14 protein-coding genes and 2 pseudogenes are annotated in these 14,589 nt (G+C 67.6%); 8 read left to right on the top strand and 8 right to left on the bottom strand.

The features are described 5' to 3' along the window. The first annotated feature begins 1,012 nt into the window (after positions 1 to 1,012). From OG456_RS03400 to OG456_RS03390, 3 genes are all read left to right on the top strand, one after another. Positions 1,013 to 1,522 carry a transglycosylase SLT domain-containing protein gene (locus tag OG456_RS03400; protein ID WP_266557073.1) on the top strand — a complete coding sequence of 170 codons (510 nt, stop codon included), beginning with the start codon at positions 1,013 to 1,015 and terminating at the stop codon, positions 1,520 to 1,522. A gap of 67 nt (positions 1,523 to 1,589) precedes the next feature. Beyond that, a complete protein-coding gene (locus OG456_RS03395) occupies positions 1,590 to 1,745 on the top strand; it encodes a hypothetical protein (protein WP_266557071.1) in 156 nt (51 codons plus the stop codon). Positions 1,746 to 1,935: 190 nt separating this feature from the next. Next, entirely contained in the window at positions 1,936 to 2,589 is a 654-nt protein-coding gene (locus OG456_RS03390; protein WP_266557069.1) for a hypothetical protein, read from the top strand. Positions 2,590 to 2,668: 79 nt separating this feature from the next. Here the strand turns inward: OG456_RS03390 and OG456_RS03385 are convergent, their stop codons facing one another. Continuing rightward, positions 2,669 to 3,604 (bottom strand): LysR family transcriptional regulator, encoded by a 936-nt coding sequence (locus OG456_RS03385; RefSeq protein WP_266557067.1) that lies wholly within the window; start codon positions 3,602 to 3,604, stop codon positions 2,669 to 2,671. 86 nt (positions 3,605 to 3,690) lie between these two features. On the opposite strand from OG456_RS03385, the gene OG456_RS03380 reads away from it, so the two are divergent. Further along, entirely contained in the window at positions 3,691 to 4,137 is a 447-nt protein-coding gene (locus OG456_RS03380; protein ID WP_266557065.1) for an ester cyclase, read from the top strand. Here OG456_RS03380 and OG456_RS03375 read toward each other — a convergent pair. From OG456_RS03375 to OG456_RS03360, 4 genes are all read right to left on the bottom strand, one after another. Continuing rightward, positions 4,117 to 4,308, bottom strand: a complete 192-nt coding sequence (locus tag OG456_RS03375) for a hypothetical protein (RefSeq protein ID WP_266557063.1) — start codon at positions 4,306 to 4,308, stop codon at positions 4,117 to 4,119. The two genes, OG456_RS03380 and OG456_RS03375, sit on opposite strands and share 21 nt — an antisense overlap. Positions 4,309 to 4,725: 417 nt before the next feature. Then, entirely contained in the window at positions 4,726 to 6,126 is a 1,401-nt protein-coding gene (locus OG456_RS03370) for an IS1380 family transposase (protein WP_266557061.1), read from the bottom strand. Between the two features lie 400 nt (positions 6,127 to 6,526). Next, positions 6,527 to 6,847 (bottom strand): GYD domain-containing protein, encoded by a 321-nt coding sequence (locus tag OG456_RS03365; protein WP_266557059.1) that lies wholly within the window; start codon positions 6,845 to 6,847, stop codon positions 6,527 to 6,529. A gap of 509 nt (positions 6,848 to 7,356) precedes the next feature. Further along, a complete protein-coding gene (locus OG456_RS03360; protein ID WP_266557057.1) occupies positions 7,357 to 7,578 on the bottom strand; it encodes an integrase core domain-containing protein in 222 nt (73 codons plus the stop codon). A gap of 172 nt (positions 7,579 to 7,750) precedes the next feature. On the opposite strand from OG456_RS03360, the gene OG456_RS03355 reads away from it, so the two are divergent. Beyond that, positions 7,751 to 8,983 carry an IS701 family transposase gene (locus tag OG456_RS03355; protein ID WP_266556846.1) on the top strand — a complete coding sequence of 411 codons (1,233 nt, stop codon included), beginning with the start codon at positions 7,751 to 7,753 and terminating at the stop codon, positions 8,981 to 8,983. Then, complete coding sequence (locus OG456_RS03350; protein ID WP_164324575.1) at positions 8,980 to 9,141, top strand: hypothetical protein; 162 nt, start codon at positions 8,980 to 8,982, stop codon at positions 9,139 to 9,141. The genes OG456_RS03355 and OG456_RS03350 overlap by 4 nt, the downstream gene beginning before the upstream one ends. A 1,594-nt stretch (positions 9,142 to 10,735) precedes the next feature. On the opposite strand, the pseudogene OG456_RS03345 reads toward OG456_RS03350, so the two are convergent. Then, positions 10,736 to 10,950: pseudogene (locus OG456_RS03345) on the bottom strand (IS3 family transposase); the annotation flags it as partial. Positions 10,951 to 11,095: 145 nt separating this feature from the next. Further along, positions 11,096 to 12,400: a phosphatidylserine/phosphatidylglycerophosphate/cardiolipin synthase family protein gene (locus tag OG456_RS03340; RefSeq protein ID WP_266557055.1), complete on the bottom strand. Its 1,305-nt coding sequence runs from the start codon at positions 12,398 to 12,400 to the stop codon at positions 11,096 to 11,098. Positions 12,401 to 12,717: 317 nt separating this feature from the next. On the opposite strand from OG456_RS03340, the pseudogene OG456_RS03335 reads away from it, so the two are divergent. Beyond that, positions 12,718 to 13,378: pseudogene (locus OG456_RS03335) on the top strand (HEAT repeat domain-containing protein); the annotation flags it as partial. A 442-nt stretch (positions 13,379 to 13,820) separates the two neighbouring features. On the opposite strand, the gene OG456_RS03330 reads toward OG456_RS03335, so the two are convergent. Then, positions 13,821 to 14,030 carry a DUF6243 family protein gene (locus OG456_RS03330; RefSeq protein WP_266557053.1) on the bottom strand — a complete coding sequence of 70 codons (210 nt, stop codon included), beginning with the start codon at positions 14,028 to 14,030 and terminating at the stop codon, positions 13,821 to 13,823. 124 nt (positions 14,031 to 14,154) lie between these two features. On the opposite strand from OG456_RS03330, the gene OG456_RS03325 reads away from it, so the two are divergent. Continuing rightward, complete coding sequence (locus OG456_RS03325; protein ID WP_266557051.1) at positions 14,155 to 14,481, top strand: Imm21 family immunity protein; 327 nt, start codon at positions 14,155 to 14,157, stop codon at positions 14,479 to 14,481. Positions 14,482 to 14,589: the final 108 nt, after the last annotated feature.

The raw sequence follows: 14,589 nt of genomic DNA, 5'->3' as shown, positions 1-14,589 counted from the left end.
CAGCACCGCCTGGTCACGTCCGACATGATTCTGCGGTGGCAACGCCGACTGGTGACGAAGAGATGGACCTACCCGAACCGGACCGGCCGACCTCCGATCGCCCAGGCGATCGCCGCGCTCATCGAACAACTCGCCCTGGAAAACACCGCGTGGGGGATACCAGCGCATCCAGGGTGAACTCCTCAAGCTCGGCCACCGCGTCGCTGCTTGGACCATCCGTAGAGTTCTCAGGCGCTTGAAGGTGCCCCCGGCACCCGAACGATGCACCGACACCGCCCCCGGCCCACTACCTGGAACCGGTCACGTCCAGCCGCCGCGTGGGCGGACCTCTACGACGACCTCGCACGAGCCCTCGCCGACCAACTCTTTGAGGGGTGCCGTCCACTTTCCGCTGCGCGTAGTAGTCGTTCCGGTCTTGTACGGAGGGAAATGCGGCGGTTCCCGGGCCGGTCCGAGCGACCCGCCATGCTACGAACGCTGGCTCGATCAACACCTAGCGGGCATCAGAGACGTCACTGCGACAAGGGCGCCGAGGACTCACATGACGTGCAACGAACAACCATCGCCGCAGTCATTTCCAACACCCCAAATCGCCTGCAAACCAGATCGCTTGCCCTTTAGGGGAGTCGCCCTGCGAGGGCATCATCCTGGCCTCCGAACCGGGCTGAACGCGTGACGTGGGTAACGCGGAGGGGGCCGGGCCTGTGAAGCACCCCATAGGAGCCAGATCACATACTAGAGGCGGTAGTAGCAGATGAGGCCGCCCGGCCGTGCGCAGAGGGCACCACACCAGGTCATTTCGGACATTCCTCCGTAGTGGGGTAGTACGTCACATCCTTGCGCCCCCTCTCCGGGATCGCTAACTATGGCTGTCGTCCCGGAGAGCGGGTCGGAGCACGAGCGAAGTCGCTCGCTCCGCCCCCGGGTCAGGACGCGGATCTCCACTCCGCTCCCAGCGCCACCACACGGCCGGCGCCGCACGATGTCCCCGAGCATGAAGAGGTAATCCCGCATGGCCTTCTCCACTCAGATCACCGCTGCCGCCCGCCCCACCCGCTTCAAGCGCGCCACCGTCACGGTCCTGGCCGCCGCCGGTCTCGCGGGCGCGGCACTGACCTTCGCCCCGTCCCCCGCGCAGGCCGCCGAGCCCGCCGCGGCGCCGAAGGCCGCTCCTTCGGTATCGACGAAGAAGGCCACCGACGGGAACAACGTCGACGCCTGGATCAATCAGGCCCTCTCGATCATGAAGGCCAAGGGCATCCCCGGCTCCTACGAGGGTCTGCACCGCAACATCATGCGCGAGTCCTCCGGCAACCCGAACGCCGTGAACGGCTACGACGTCAACGCGGTCAACGGCACCCCCTCCAAGGGCCTGCTCCAGGTCATCCAGCCGACCTTCGACGCCTACCACGTCGCCGGCACCTCCCAGAGCCTGACGGACCCGGTCGCCAACATCACCGCGGCCGCCAACTACGCCGCCGACCGCTACGGCTCCATCGACAACGTCAACTCCGCGTACTGAGCCGTCGTCACCACACGCCGTAACTGATCCACGGCACATCTCAACCCTCGAACGGAGGGCAGCGCCCATGCCGCACCACAGCGGAGACGAAGGGCACGCGCCCTCAGCCGACGCCCTTGACCACCCCGGCTACGGGTCCGCGAACCTGCACCGCTCACGCGGCAGGTCACGCAGGAAACGGCTGCGCGTCATCACCCACACCGCACTCGGCGCCGTCCTGTAGGGGGAGTCAGGGCTTCCAGGGGCCGATGCGGTCCAGGCGGCGCGGCTGCTGGTGGGGCCGCCCCGTTCGTCCTGGAGACCCCCGAAGTCCCCTCCGTCCGCCTCATGGTGCCCTCGTGGCCGCGGACCGCTGACAGGCACTGGCCCCCGGCGCTACCCTCCGGGCACTGACATGGGCCGACGGGGGAAACATGAACAGGCTTCTCGCATGTGTTGTGGCCGGTGCAGCGCTGCTCTCGGCGGTCGCCTGCACCGCAGAGGGCGGCCCGTCCAGGCTGAAGCCGTCACCGGGGGCCTCCTCGACGCGCACGGCGTCGCCGCGGGCCACTACAGCCGGCCGGGGACAGGCGGTCGACGCGTCCAGAGCCAACCTCACGGCACAACTGTCCCTCAAAGACCTTCCGGGCCCGCACGGGATGTTCACCGCCGCCGTCGGCCGGAGCGCTGCCACGTTCGTCTGGGAGTCCTCCGACGGGCGCTTCTGCTCGGGTTCGGCCGCCATGGCCGGCGGGTTCACCTCGACGTCGTGCCTCTCCGACCGCCGAGACGCTCCCTTCGCCGTCCGACCCGCGCTGGTTCCCCTGCTCAGTACGTACACGTTCGCCGAGGTCCATGTGTTCGGCGCGGACCGTGAGACCGTCCGGTCTGTGACGTGCAACGGCAGACCTCTCGCGGTCCGCCGCCTGCCGCGCGTCCTGGACGGTCGGCGTGTGCTCTACGCCTTCGACCTCTCGGAACCGACGGCCGGACGGGTCACCGTCACCGTCGTCCGCGGTCGTGTCACGGCCACGGAACACGTAGAGCTGATGGGCGGAGACCTCCGGCACAAGGCGTCGTGCCGCTGACGCGGGGCGGGTGCGGTGGTCGGAGGTGAGCGCCTGGCGCTCCGGACGTGCGCGGGGGCGCCGCCCTCACCTCTTCTGGCTAGGAGTCCTCGGAGGGTTCCTGCCCGGAGTCTGCGGTGTGGATACGGGCGGCCTGATTCTGCAGGGCTGTCACCATTGCCTGTGCCTGGGGGGAAGGGCGCGGCCGGGTCACGACGACGGTCGCGCGGCCGGGCCAGTAGCTGTCGGTGACGGCCACGGCTCGCGCGCCTGCCGGCAGGGCTGGTAGGGCGAGGTCGGGGATGACGGTGATGCCCAGGCCGGCCGCGACCAGGCCGAGGCGTGTCGACCAACTGCGCGCGGTGTGGGCGATGTGGGGGTCCGACAGTGTCGGCCAGGCTCCGAATTGAGGCTCGCCCGGCGCGCCGTCCCCAGCGATCCAGTGCTCTTGGGCAAGTTCCGGCACGGTGATGCCGTCGTGGCCCGCGAATCGGTGCGTGTCCGGGACGGCCACCAGAAGATCGCCTTGGATCGCGGTGGTCTGTCGGAGTTCACTCAGGTCGTAGTCCGGCAGGCCGTGGCCGACCCCGATGACCGCCACCTCCAGTCGGCCCGTCCGTAGCTGTTGGAGCAGGGCGGGGGTCGAGGTCTCCTCCAGGACGACGGCGAGGCCTGGATGGCCGGAGGTCACCTGCGCCATCGCTCGCGGAACCAACGCCATGGCGGCGGTGGGGTAGGCGCCGATCGTAAGGCGGCCCGCGAGCCGGTCACGCAGGCCGGCGAGTTCCAGCTCGGTCGCCGCCATGTCGGCGAGGATCTCCGTCGCGCGGCGGACGAGCACCTGGCCTGCCGGGGTGAGCGCCACGCCTCGTCGACTGCGGTCGAAGATCGGCGCTCCGGCTGCCGCCTCCATGGCAGCGACCTGGCGGGAGATGGCCGACTGTGTGTAGCCGAGCGTCTCGGCGGCCCGGGTGAACGATCCCGCGGCGGCGACCTGGTGAACGATGCGGAGGCCCGTGAGGGTGAACTCGGCCATGGGCGGAACCTAGCATGCGTATCTGTCATGGAAGTGGTGCTGAATCATCGTTGGACCGCATGGCTGGATGAGGGCAGGCTGGAGGCATGACACAGCGATTCACTCGAAACGAACTCGTGGCGCGCCTGGTCCGCGCCGGTGAGCTGGAGGTGTCGGGCGAGGATCCGGCCGAGGCCGCGACGTACTTCGACACGGAGAAGTTCCGCTTCCACGGACCGGACGGCTTTGAGTCCGACTTCGCCGGGCTCAACGACTACTTCGCTTCGGTACGCGAGGCCTTCGACGAACGGTCGATCCGCCGCGGCATCGTGGTGGCCGAAGGCGACCAACTGGCCTGCCAGACGTGGATCGAAGGGACCTTCGTCCGCGAGTTCACCCAGTCACCGGCCGGCCCACTGCCGCCCAACGGCAAACGCATCGTGTTCGACCTGATCAACATCTTCCGCTTCGACGACCAAGGACGCCTCATCGAGGAGTGGGTACGCACCGACAACCGCAGTCTCTTGCGCCAGCTAGACGCCGAAGGACACTAGCCGACGGCCACCGAGAGGAGGGTTGGCAGCGACGTCGCGCAGCAGGCGAAGGAAGGCAGCCACCAGCGGCGTGAGCGTGGTGTCGGCCAGCGTTGCGGCGAACCGCCGGGCGATGCGAACCTCGATGGCCAGCGGGAGCAGGGGCGTCAACAGGGCTACCTTCTCGCTCAAGCACTTGGTTCCGCCACCTGCGCACCCGCTACGAGATCCGCGACGCACCTCCGCGAAGCCTCCCTCACCCTCGGCCGCAGCATCATCTGCTGGCGCCGTCTGAAGGGCCCTTTTTGCTAGGAGTCCTTAAGCGGTACGGCGCCGCCGAGGGGCGGCCGAGAACGACCATGGCCCATTCCCCGGGTTCACGCCGGTTGCCTTGGGTCTCAGTTGTGTCCCGAGACTGGCGGGCGCGGACGGTTTCTGATCCGTTGAGGGGTGACTCAGCCCGGATCCACCGGCTTGATTTTGGAGTGATCGTTTCGGGTGGTTCGGGGGCGGTCCGAGGCCGAGCTGCGGATTCGGGCATGGGGTGCCCGCTGGTCTGCCCAGCTTTTCCACATGCTCGGAGGTCTCAGGCCCTTGCGGGCGGGGTGGTCAAGGCTTGTCGACGGCGGGTGGTGGCGCGTGTGCGAGGTCGAAGAGCTGGGTGAAGTCGTCCCGCCAGGGCCAGCGTTGGGGCAGGTGGAGAGTAAGGCGGCGGGCCGAACGTGCCAGCCGAGCAGGCACGTTGATCAGGTGGTCGCGGATTGTGCCGGTGGTCGCCTTGGCGTGGAAGGCGGATGCCAGGGTGCCGGCGGCGCGGGTCAGGTTGTGCGCGAGGGCGGCCAGGGCGAGCCAGGCTGCGTTCGCCTGGAAGTGCCCGGAGGGGGCGTGCGCGAACGGGCCGTTCTTCACATCCGCGATCACCTGTTCCACGACTGCGTGACGCCTGTGATCACGCTCGGCAGCGGCCAGGGAGAGCGGAGAGTTGGTGAACGCGCCGTGATAGCGCCAGGTGTCGAAAAGCGTGCCCTGCCCCTCGGGGATCGCCCCGGGGTTGAGGCGCTTGACGCGGCGCACGATCAGGCGGGCGGTGACCTGCTGATTCTTCGGCTTGGAGGTGAAGGCGGTGTAGGTGGCCTCGGCTATCTCCGCGTCCGAGATCCAGCACTGCCCCTCGTCGTCCCACACCGCCTTCGGGTACTTGACCGCTTTCCATGCGGCTTCGTCGATGCCCGCAATCGCGGCCTTGATCGAGGCGTTCATCCGCACCGTGACGGAGAAGCGGGCATCCAGGGCCCGGCAGGCGCCGATGACGTCGGCGCCGTAGAACGCGGAGTCGGCCCGCACGAGGAGCAGTCCGGTAGCGCCGCTGGCGCGGGCCGTGCGGATGGTCTCGGCGACGAAGGCGGCGGCCCCGCGTGCGGAGTTGGTCGGGCCCTTGCGCAGACGGGTGGCGGCGATCACGGGGGCGGACAGGGGTGTGGAGACGATCCCGAGCAGCGCGTTGAGGCCCTTGACCTTGCTGTATCCGTAACCCGCCCCCTGCTTGGCGTAGCCGTAGGTGCGGCGGATCGTGTCATCGATGTCCACATGGGCGACCGATTCGGCGCCGGACAGCAGCCCGGTGTGCGCGGCCAGTTCGGGCAGGAACCTCCGTGCCACCGCGTGCAGTTGCTTCACGTGCCCGTGAGCGAAGGAACGCAGGAACGAGCCCAGCGTGGACGGCGCCCGCACCCCGGCGAACAGGCGCGGCAGAGCGCCGTGCCGCAACCGGTCCATGTCATCGATGCTGTCCGCGCCCGCGACCATGCCGCCCACCAGCGACATCAGCTTCGCCGCGGGGAAGGCACCCGTGCCGTCCTTCGAGACCGGCAACCGGACGTGTTCGCTGGCCAGCGCGGGCAGTCCGCACCGCTCGGCCAGGCGCACCACCGGCTCCAGTCCGCCGTACCCGACCAGATTCGGATCATCGAACCGTGCGGAGACCTTCGCGGCGGCATGGGAAGATTGCATCTCGGAAGTGCCTTGTCGATCGTGCCTGATGTGGTCCTAGAGAAACCCCATCATCGCAGGTCACAAGGCACTTTCTCGTTTCCCCGAGAGTCATCCACAGACATCAAGCCGGTGGATCCGGGCTCAGCCGCAGCACTCCTCGCGCCGCGCTGACCACCGGCACGTGCTCAGCGGTGATCGCGAGACCTGCGACACCCGCATTAGGAGTTCGATTCAGCAGCCACACTGGTCGACTGTGGCGAGGCCTGCACCGACACCTATGACCGCCCGAAGTTGCTGGCGTCCGGCACCGTTGATGTCAGCCGGTGATGTCAGGCGACACTGCCTGTCGGTTACGGACGGCGGTAGGGCGGCATGGTCGGTTCCGGGTACTGGGGCCACAGGGCCCGGGCTCCGGGGCTCACGTGCCGGGGGAGCGGAAGGCGACTTGCCGACGGGCGGCCTCGTCGATCTCGTCGAGGGTGAGGAGAGGGGTGGCACGGGTGTGGAGGGCTCCGCTGGCCTTGACTGTGAGGCTGACGGCGGCCATGGAGACCGGGTCGGGGAAGTCGACGATAAGCACGATGTCGTGCTCCCCGAAGGCGAAGTACATGGCCTCGACCTGCCCGCCGAGGTTGGTGACGACATGGTCGACGGCGGCGCGACGGCCACTCGCGCCTTCCTTGAGTAGACCTTTGGTGCCCTCGGGCGTGTAGGTGGCCTGGATGAGGAACTTCGGCATAGGGATGCTTCCTGCCCGTCGTTTGTCCGGTGTGGAATGGCCTTCCCGCTGTCACATCGGCCGCTACGCGCGGAACGGCTGGGTTCACTCGTTAGAACCTGAGCGTTTCCGCTGACCGCGGCATCATGAATTGCATCTGTCTGCTGATAGGCGGGGTGTCAACCGACGGTCAGTCAAGCAGCGGCGAAGAGACCTTCGCCTTCCCTGCGCCACGGGCTAAGCGCCGGATTCCATCGGTTGGACCGGCACGTGAGAGCGGCGAGCCGCGTGAGACACGGAAGCTCAGGCCACGCTGATCCACAGCACATGACCAATGATCATGGTCGGGCCATGACGGATTTCTCGATGCCGTGATCAGGAGCGGCGGGGGAGTCGTCTCGGGTTCTGCCGAACGGGGCGTCGAACGCGGTCCTGACACACGTGCGGCACGGCGTCTGAAACCCTCATCCGTGCAGCTTGGGCGGCATGTCGGTACTCGTGGATCACTCCACCGGGGCGGTCGTGCCGACCTATGTCGAGGCGGGGGCGATCCGGTCTGGATCGGCAATCGGTTGGGGGAGGGCGCGTAGAGGTGCTGCCTGCTTCATGGCCTGGTGAGCGCGGTGCGAGTTGTAGTCCTGCTCGTATTCGTGCAGGACGTGGCGCAGGTGGGTTTCGTTCCAGGTGAGGGTATTGCGGTCAAGGAGTTCGTAGCGGCAGGACTGTACCCAGCGTTCCGTGATCGAGTTCATGCGTGGCATCCGGATGCCCGTGAGAACGGTTCGGATGCCGGCGGCGGCGAGGATCTCGTCGATGACGGCGGGGTACTTCGCGTCGCGGTCGCGGAAGCCGAACTTGGCCCGCTCCTAGTACTACAGCCGGTGGTTCACGTGACGTGACGATGGTTGGCTCGTTGCTCCGTTCGTGGGGTTGAAACTGTCGCTTGGTGTGGTGCGGACGGACGAGCTGGCCGAGGGCCAAGTGCGGGAGCTTGAGGGGGAGCTGGAGGCGTTGTGTGCCTCGGTAGACGATGTGTTTGCGCGTCCGGCCTCCCGGGAGAACCTGCGGGCGATGGTGCGTGGGCTGCTGAGCGAGGTGCCGCGCAAGAACCTGTGGCAGCTCGCGGAGGCGGCCGGCCACCCCAACCCGGACCGGCTGCAGGGCTTTTTGGCCAAGGCCGCGTGGGATGCGGACGAACTGCGCGACCGGGTCCGCGCCGTCGCGGTCGACGCCCTGGCCGACGACGACGCGGTGCTGATCGCGGACGAGACCGGCGACATCAAGAAGGGCACCAAGACCGCCGGTGTCCAGCGGCAGTACACCGGAACTGCGGGCAGGGTCGAGAATGCCCAGGTCAGCGTGCACCTGTCGTACGGATCCCGCCGGGGTCGCACTCTGATCGACGCCGAGCTCTACCTCGGCAGGAACTGGGCCGGCACCACCGTGGAGCACGAACGCCGCTGCGCCGAGCAGGGCATCCCGCCCGAACGCGCGAGCGCGGTGGTCACCAAACCGGAGCTGGCCCGGCGGATGCTGGAGCGCGCGCTGGCGGCCTCGGTGCCGTTCACCTACTTCCTGGCCGACGAGGCATACGGGCAGTGCCGGGCGCTGCGCGCCTGGCTGGAGGAACACCACGTCCGCTACGTGCTCGCCGTCCCGAAAGATGAGGTGCTGCCGCTGCCCGACGGGCGCACCCGGCAGGCCCGCGAGCTGTGGGCGCTGGTACCCGAGGACGCCTTCGAGCGCCGGCCCTGCGCGGACGGCGCCAAGGGCCCGCGCGAGTACGACTGGGCCACCGTCCAACTCGCCACCACTGAAGGGGACTTCGAGCGGCATCTGCTGATCCGCCGCTCGATCGTGCCCAACAAGAAGGACAAGAAGACCGGCGAACTCGTCCGGGAGATCGCCTACTTCCTGTGCCACACCCACCTGGACACAACCCTGGCCGAGATGGTCGTCGCCGCCGGACAGCGCTGGATGGTGGAGGAGTCGTTCCAGGTCGCCAAGGGACAGGTGGGGCTGGACGAGCACGAGGTACGCAAATGGTGCTCGTGGTACCGGCACACCACCGTGTGCATGCTCGCCATGGCCTTCCTCGTCACCGTCCGGAGCCGGCTCATACCCGCCCCACCGATGACTCCCGACCCCCGACCGTGAACGAGATCCGCCGCCTGTACGACCGGATCGTCCTCGCTCCCGCCCGCACCGCCCGGACCTGGCTGGCCATGCACTGGCACCGCTGGCGCACCCGCCACCAGACCCGAGCCCGAACCAGCCACTACCGCACCCGAACCGCCCGCGCTCACTCACCGTAAGACCACCGGCTGTAGTACTAGCCGTGAACGGCGCCAGGTTCTCCCGCGTGCTTCGCCGGTGTTGTTGTGCTTTAGCTCCTTCGTGCCGCGAACGGCATAGGTATGGCGTTCGCGGCGGCCCCTGGGAAACACACGACGCGCAGATCCGCCCCGGCCACACCCTCGGCCTTTACACTTTCGCCGTCACATAGCGTGAGGAATGATGTGAGAAGCGTGATTGAAGTGCTGCGTAGTCCGCGGCGCCCCCTCGTGCTCGGCGCGGTGCTGACCGTTGCGCTCGCCGCACAGTCAGCTCTGCTTGTCGCCCAGCAAGTGCAGATCGACGACCTGCGGATGCAGCCCGTCGATGTCCAGGCGAGCGTTGAGCCTGGCCCTTCAGGGCCGTCCGGTCCCCCCGGTCCCTCGGGTCCCGGTGGCCCTATCGGTCCGGCAGGCAAGGACGGTACGAGCGGGAAGGATGGCAAGGACGGTACGGACGGGCAGGACGGCTCAAGCGGGAAGGACGGGAAGGATGCTGTCGTTCCGCCAGCGCCGGCTCCGAGCTAGACCCTCGGCCGCACTGGCCGCCTCCTGCGGCGTGCACTGGAGGGTATTCCGCCCTTGCGCGGGGCCGGATAGCGCAGTCGGAGTTGTGGACAGCGCCCGGACGGGGTGCAGCGCCGCCGAGAGTGCCGGACGTACCGGTGGCACGGCACGGGATCGTCGACCGGTCGTTGGGTGCCGTTCCCGGTCCGTCGCATTCATAGCGGTGGTGGCCGGAAAGCAGACGTCGAAGCCCGTGACCCATCTCGGGCTTCTCCGTGCGCCGAAGGGGCGCCCGAAGTAGGTGAACATGGTTCCGCACACCCGCCTGCGCTGCGCCCGTGACGTGCTTCATCCCCTCCCGGCAGTGATCGGCAGAAGTGGGGGGTCCGGTCGCCCCGGGAAGGACGCTCGACGTAGAGGTCCGTCTTTGCGGCGCCCTTGCTCTTTGCTCCTTGTCATCGCATAACGTGAGGAATGATGTGGGAAGTCTGAAAGAGGCGTGGCGTAGCCCGCAACGCCGTCTTGCAGTCGGTGCAGCGCTGGCCGTCATGTTCGTCGCGCAAGCAGCTGTGCTCGTCGCCCACCAGCAGCAGCTCGACGAACTCCAAGCACGGCGCATGGCCCTCCAGGGGAACAGCATCCGGCAGGGTCTGCCCGGCCCGCCTGGCCCCTCCGGTCCCTCCGGCCCGGCTGGCCCTACCGGCCCGACGGGCGTGCCGGGGCGGCATGGGTATGACGGCCATCACGGCGAACGGGGGCGCGACGGAAGGACAGGAAGGCATGGCAGGAACGGGGTGGTTATCTACCTCAAGCCGTGCCGCCATGCGGCCGCCTGTACCCGCTGTCCTGCGCGTCCCTTTTATCAGCCGCATGGGTCAGCCCGAGGTCCGCGAGCTGTTGGGGTTTGTCGGCGGTGAGTTTGTCCCGCCGGTTCTTGGGGTTGGCCAGCCACACTCCGAGCCTGACCTCGGTCCCGTCTTCTAGCTGTCCTATGTGCCCCTGTGTGGAGCGCCGTTGTGATGAAGGCAGGGGGCTGATGCAAGTTTGGGTGGCAGGTCAGGTTCGGTCGCGCGGCCCGGAGGGCCGGTGTGGTCATGACGGTTTCGTATTCGACGGGGGTCAGCCGGCCGAGTGACGCTTGTCGGCGGCGGCATCGTCGTCGGTGGTAGGTCCGTTCGATCCAGGTCGCGATCGCGATCCGCAGTTCCTGACGGGTTGCCCAGGAACGGCGTCGAGGATGTTCTTCTGCAGCAAGCTGGTGAAGGATTTCATGGCCGCGTTGTCGACGGGGAAGCTCCTGGTGGACAGGCGATCTCGGTCGTGACCTCGTCCACCAAGAGCGTTTTCACGTTCGGACACCACACTCACCCGAACTACCCGTCAGGCCAGCCGGGTTGGAGCTCACTGGCACTGTTCGGGCCGGGAATGCCTATTCCTGGGCCTGCCTGGGATCGATCGGAATCTCTCGTGCCGTCTTCTCGGCGCGCTGCTCGGCGCCCAACTGCCGCGTCGCGGTTCCGCAGCAGCGGTCGTACTGGTTCTGCCAGTCCACCATGAACGTGTCGTAGTTGGACTGGCCGACCAGCTTCAGGTCCGACTCGTCGTTGTGCCAGACGCCGTTGCTCGTCCAGTTCGAGGAGCCGACGAACACGATCTTGGAGTTGGCCGCACCCGCGTAACTGCCGCTGACCATCATGTACTTGTCGTGCGTGTAGTGCAGGGCGTTGCCGTTCGCGTCGGTGCCGTGGCTGGTGTCGTGCACGTCGATATTCGGCCGGTTCTTCAGGTAGTTCTGCACGCTGTCATCGACCTGGCCGGCGGTGATAAGAATGTGGATCTTGACGCCGGTTTGTGCCAGGCTCACCAGCTTCTTCGGCAGCTCCAGATAGTTCTTGTCGCCCGGCTCCCCGTGAGAGGTCCACTGGAACATGGCGATGTTGATCGTGGCCGGGGCCTTGATGTTGCTCAGGAAATCGACCCAGGTGTCGCTTCTGGTGCGCTCCTTGGGCCACTGGTAGGAGGGCGGGGACAGTTTCCTGGCGGCCGTGCCGCTGGTGGAGTCGTAGTAGTCGGGTGCCAGCGGGCCCGGGCCATTGATCGCCCCCATGGCCATGGCGGTGAAGTAGTGCACGTAGGAGTTGTACAGGTCGACATTGCCCTTGACGGTGGCGCTGCTGTTCCACGCGGTGCCGGCCTGGGCAGAGGTGGGGTTGGCGCTGCTGACGGTCACAGTCCTGTTCGCATCGAGCCCGCCGCTGAGCATGTAGTACTTCGCGTGCAGGGCGGAGCCGCTGAAGTGCGTCAGGCAGCCGCCCGGGCACAGCGCGGCGAAGCTGGAGGCTCGCGGGTCGTTGCCCAGCTCGGTGACCATCGACTGCCAGATCGCATTGTCGCTGTGAGCGTCCATCAGCACCTTGACGATGACGCCGCGCTGGTGCGCGGCGATCAGGGCGTTGGCGAAGTCTGGACCCGGCTGTGTGTTGCCGATCGAGTACATGGCGACGCGTACGGTCTGCCCGCAGCTGGCGCTGTTGATCGATTCGATGATCGGGCCCATGATCTTCATCTGGGCGGCGGGGTCCTCCGGGTCGTTGAAGCGCGGGCCCGGGCTGGACGTGAACGTCCGGGACTCGCAACTGAGCGGGGGCTTGGCCTTCTTGACCGCAGCGTGCGCAGGTGTCAGCGACAGCGCGGTGACGACCAACGCGGTGATTGACGTGAATGTTCGCTTCATGGGCGGCCTTTCGCTGGGCTGTTGGTGATGAAGAGTCGGGTTGCCGCAAGAGGCCCGCAGGAGCCATGCCGCCGTCAGCGGAATCTACTACTGTTTCACCGATTGTTCCGATAGTTACCTGAAGTCCGTGCCCTGTACATCGCAAGTTTCCTTGAGTGGGGGTGCGGCCACGGAGTGTTGCTCCTGCGTCGACCAATGAGTGGTCACCGTGGGGAGCGACAGGCGCCTGGCGCAGCTGACTGGTGATCGCGCAGCGAGCCCTGTTTGACCTTGACGCGGTGACAGGGTCTTCACTGCTCGCCGAGGAGGTGGTCTCGATGACGATCACAAGACAGGACACGGACGCGATGCGGGAGTTCGGGGCCTGGAGGGCGACCGTTCGTCCGTGCGACTGCGGGCTGCTCTCGCGGTCGTACGACGCCTGACCCGCGCTTCGCTTCGTCGACAAACTCGTCGAGCGATCCGCTATCGAGCCCGAGTTCTTCGTCCGAGACATGCTGACCTGGGCGCTCACCCGCCCCCTGCCACCCGGTGTCCTTGACGCTCCCCGGGCGGGTTCGTGAAGTCCGCTCGGAGCGTGCGCAGGCACGGAGCCAGGCGCTGCACACCCTGTCCAAGATCGGGGACCGACAGGCGTGGCCGGCGATCATACGGGCGCTGTTGTTCGACGCCGACGACGAGGTGGCGCGGAGCGCCTGGCGGGCCGCGGTCGTGCTCGTGCCTGAAGGCGAGGAGTCCGCCTTGGCCGCGGTGCTGGCGACGCAGCTCGGGCGTGGTGAGAAGGAGACGCAGCTGAGTCTCAGCCGGGCGTTGGTCGCGCTGGGTGAAGTAGTCCTGTCGGCACTGCATGCTGCGACGATGGCCCCCGGCCCGCGCATGCGCGCGCACGCACTCGCCACACAACGAGTGCTGCGCGACCCGGGCGCCGGATTCGAGTTCGCGATCGAGGAGGCGAAGCGTGTCGTGGCTCTCGGGGGTCCAGTCAGGAGGGACCGTAGGACGTGTGCCTGCCTCTCTCCACAAAGACTCCAAACGATCGTCACCGATGCCGAAAAAACAGGTACTGGCACTGCGCTGGGGTGCGAACCGTTCGAGGTTGAACTCGGTGTGCAGCGAGGTCGGACCGCACAGCAGTCCTCACTGGCCGTGGGATGGCGATGCTTGGCACTGCTCTTCCTGGCGGTGTCGCCCGGACTGGGCACGCGGAGCGCACTGGTGGTGACGCTGCTCGCGCAGCTTGGGGTGGTGGCGGTGACGGGGCTGCTGAACCTGCGGCTGCCCCGGGTAGTCGGTTGAGACGCGGGTGGTCGGCCGAGAGCTGAGCGGGACCAGCCGCGCCCGATACGGCAGCAGGGCCCGGACCGCGCGTCGCGGTCCGGGCCCTGCCCCGTGCGGTGCCGCCCTGCGGCGGCAGCGTGCGTCAGCTCTGTTCGGTGGCGTCGCCCGTCTGCCCGACCCCCTCTGCTGCGCCTGCCTTCTCGCGCATTTTGCGCACCAGTTCCGCCTTCTGGTCGGCGGCACCCTGGCGGTCGAGGTTGCGGTGCGGACCGTTGTTCTGCCGTTCGGCGCGGGACAGCTTCTTGCGCTGGCCGCCGCCCATACCCACGGGGTTGTTGATGTTCTTGCTCACGGGTTCTCCCGGAATGATGTGAAGTGATCTACGGATTCATCGGTGGGGGACGGGCGCGGCGACGTCGAAGGGCGTCAGCAGGGGCCCGTCACGCTCTCACTCGTAAATCGGCGTCTGGAAGAACATGACAAAGACGTTACCCGCTTCCGTAGGCCCCGCACACCAAGCCTTTCGTCGCCCCGGCGTCGGCCGGGCCTTCAGCGAGCGCCCGGGGTCAGCCGTTTCCTTCTGTTTTCCACCCGAGCACCGAGCCTTCATGCGGTGGCTTGCAGCCGACACTGAAGCCGAGCTGAAGGCTGCGGCCAGGAGTGTCCTCGCAGATGCGGCCACTCAGCGGGAGGAGTGCGGCACACGGGCGTCGGGCAGTCCAGCCACGCTCACGGACTCCGCCGAAACAACCCGCGAACCTGACCTGAGCTCACCAAGGTGCGGGACACGACGGGCTCCGTGACGGATGCCGAGGCCGGCCCAACGACCGAACTGCCCGCCGCCAGCGGCGCGTTGATCCGGATCGAGGCTATGCCGCTCGGGTGCTCGCTGTGCGTCCCGGGCTCGGCAG

This window comes from Streptomyces sp. NBC_01446, assembly GCF_026340095.1.
GTDB classification, from domain to species: domain Bacteria; phylum Actinomycetota; class Actinomycetes; order Streptomycetales; family Streptomycetaceae; genus Streptomyces; species Streptomyces aureus.
This window is presented reverse-complemented; position numbering and strand designations above follow the sequence as displayed.